The following is a 397-nucleotide window of genomic DNA, read 5'->3' as shown; positions in this document are numbered from 1 at the left end:
TGAAGTCACCACCTAATAGGACACGCATGCGCATCGCACAATGTCCGGGACTGTCCGATAAACGGTGTGTGGGTCCGGTCGGTTTTCATTAAAGTGGTTCTTTCGAACCGGGGCCCTCATGGCCCTTCGGTAGCGCGCGTTGATCGACTCGATCGCGTTTGTCGTGCAGATCACCCGCCGGATCTCCACGTCGTACTCCAGGAACGGTACGAATTCAGCCTAGGAGGATTCTCAGAGCCGCACAATCGCCGGATACCGCTGGCCCCACTCAGCCGTGAACTCGGCGAACCGGTCCTTCGCCGTTTGCTCGGACGGGGCCGTGTATACCGGCTTGAGCGCCTTGACGATGCCGTCGCGGTGCTGGCGTCCGGCGAGAAATCGCTGAAGCGATGCTTTC

Annotated in this window: 1 pseudogene; it reads right to left on the bottom strand. The window is 59.9% G+C overall.

Going from position 1 to position 397, the window contains the following annotated elements:
• Positions 1-12: 12 nt before the first annotated feature.
• Positions 13-397: pseudogene (locus AC5RWX_RS34420) on the bottom strand (transposase); the annotation flags it as partial.

It is taken from the genome of Arthrobacter sp. SPT-J7, from assembly GCF_059089965.1.
This window is presented reverse-complemented; position numbering and strand designations above follow the sequence as displayed.